This is a genomic window from Sphingomonas bacterium (genome assembly GCF_903644055.1).
In the GTDB taxonomy this organism is placed as follows: Bacteria; Pseudomonadota; Alphaproteobacteria; order Sphingomonadales; family Sphingomonadaceae; genus Sphingomonas_I.
Window position 1 is genome coordinate 1 of the sequence record NZ_CAHJXD010000086.1, and the last position, 2528, is coordinate 2528.

Below are 2528 nucleotides of genomic sequence, written 5' to 3' on the forward strand. Positions count from 1 at the left end.
GTGCTGCCCGGAGGCGAAAAGGAATGGGAAGTTACCGCGATCGTCTATCTTTGATCAGCACCAGCTAACCGGCCTCCGGTGCCACCGCCGCCGCAATCGGCTTGGCCTGCGCGGGCTGCTCGACGATGCGGATGCCGAGTTCGCGGAGCTGCCTGGCCGTCACCGCCGAGGGGGCGTTCATCATCAGATCCTCGGCCTTCTGGTTCATCGGGAAGAGCACGACCTCGCGGATGTTGGGCTCGTCGGCGAGCAGCATGACGATGCGGTCGATCCCCGGCGCGGAGCCGCCATGGGGCGGCGCGCCATATTTGAAGGCGTTGATCATCCCGGGAAAGTTGGTGTCGACCTCGGCCTGGCTGTAACCGGCGATCTCGAACGCCTTGTACATGATATCGGGCCGGTGGTTGCGGATCGCGCCCGATGAGAGCTCGATGCCGTTGCAGACGATATCATATTGATAGGCCAGGATATCGAGCGGATCTTTGCTTTCCAATGCCTCGAGTTCGCCCTGCGGCATCGAGAAGGGATTGTGCGAGAAATCGACCTTCTTGGCCTCCTCGTCATATTCGAACATCGGAAAATCGACGATCCAGCAGAATTTGAACACACCCTGTTCGATCAGCCCCAGCGCCTCGCCGATCCGCGTGCGTGCGAGGCCGGCGAGCTTCGCCGCCTGATCGGGCTTGCCCGCCGCGAAGAAGACGCCGTCGTTTGGGCCGAGACCCAGCGCCTCGATCAGCCTCGCGGTCGCATCAGGACCGTGGTTCTTGGCGATCGGGCCGCCGGGCTCGCCATCCTTGATGTTGATATAGCCGAGCCCCGCATGGCCCTGCGCGCGCGCCCATTCATTGGTGTCGTCGAAGAATTTGCGGCTCCCCGCGCCCGCCCCCGGCGCCGGGATCGCGCGGATGACGCTGCCGCCCTCGACCAGCCGCGCGAACAGGCCGAAGCCCGATCCCGCGAAATGATCGGTGACGTCGACGATCTCGATCGGGTTGCGCAGATCGGGCTTGTCGCTGCCGTAGCGGAGCATCGAATCGCGATAGGCGATGCGCGGAAACGGCGCGGGGCTGACCGTGCGACCGGCCGCGAACTCCTGAAAGACGCCATGCAGCACGGGCTCGATCGCCGCGAAAACATCGTCTTGCGTGACGAAGCTCATTTCGAAATCGAGCTGATAGAACTCGCCGGGCGAGCGATCGGCGCGCGCGTCCTCATCACGGAAGCAAGGCGCGATCTGGAAATAGCGATCGAAGCCCGCGACCATCAGGAGCTGCTTGAACATCTGCGGCGCCTGCGGGAGCGCGTAGAATTTGCCGGGATGCATCCGGCTCGGCACGAGGAAATCGCGTGCGCCTTCTGGCGAGGAGGCGGTGAGGATCGGGGTCTGATATTCGGTAAAGCCCTGCCCGATCATCCGCTTGCGGATCGAGGCGATGACATTCGAGCGCAGCACGATATTGGCGTGGATCCGCTCGCGCCGCAGATCGAGGAATCGGTAACGCAGGCGGATGTCTTCGGGATAATCGGCCTCGCCCGCCACCGGCAGCGGCAATTCCTGCGCGGCCGACTGGACCGTCACCGCCTTGGCGAACACCTCGATCGCGCCGGTCGCGAGGTTGGCGTTCACCGTCCCCTCCCCGCGCGCCTTCACGACGCCGTCGATCGTGACCACCGATTCGAGGCGGATGCCCTCCAGGATCGGCAAGACGGCGGAATCGCTGTCCGCGACGATCTGCGTGAGACCATAATGATCGCGCAGATCGACGAAGAGCACGCCGCCGTGATCGCGCTTGCGATGGACCCAGCCCGAAAGGCGGACGTCCTGCCCGACATCGGGTGCGCCAAGCGCGGCGCAGGTGTGGGAGCGGTAGGCGTGCATCTCAAAATCTCTCTCGATCGCGTCATGCCAGCGAAGGCTGGCATCTCCGGCGGCTGGCGGAACCCTGTATCGCGAGACCCCGGCCTGCGCTGGAGTGACCGATCAAGTCGAAGGCCCGCCGCTTTCCTTTACGCCCCCCATTTGTCAACCCGGCCCACCGCGCTATGACGGGCGCAATGCATATACATCCGCTGATCACCGACAGCGCCACCCTCGCCCAGCTCTGCCAGAGGATCGCCGCCAGCCCCTATGTGGCGGTCGATACCGAGTTCATGCGCGAGAATACCTATTGGCCCGAGCTTTGCCTGGTGCAGATCGCCGACGACAAGGAGGCGGCGGCGATCGATCCGCTCGCGCCGGGGATCGATCTTACCCCGCTGCTCGATCTGATGGTGCGCAACGAGGATGTGCTCAAGGTCGTCCATGCCGGCGGGCAGGATATCGAGATCGTCTACAATCTCACCGGCACGACCCCGCATCCCCTGTTCGACACGCAGATCGCGGCGATGGCGCTGGGGATGGGCGAGCAGGTCGGCTATTCGAACCTCGTCGAGAGCATGACGGGCACCAAGCTCGACAAGGGCGCGCGCTTCACCGACTGGAGCCGCCGCCCGCTCGACAAGCGCCAGATCGATTATGCGATCGG

General features: G+C 64.4%; 1 protein-coding gene and 1 pseudogene. One reads left to right on the plus strand and one right to left on the minus strand.

All coding sequences use genetic code 11. From position 1 onward, the window contains the following. Positions 1 to 64: 64 nt before the first annotated feature. Positions 65 to 1882: an aspartate--tRNA ligase gene (aspS, locus tag HUU94_RS03795; protein WP_174273786.1), complete on the minus strand. Its 1818-nt coding sequence runs from the start codon at positions 1880 to 1882 to the stop codon at positions 65 to 67. A gap of 176 nt (positions 1883 to 2058) precedes the next feature. Between aspS and HUU94_RS03800 the strand changes: the two are divergent. Next, positions 2059 to 2528 (plus strand): annotated as a pseudogene (locus tag HUU94_RS03800) (ribonuclease D); the annotation flags it as partial.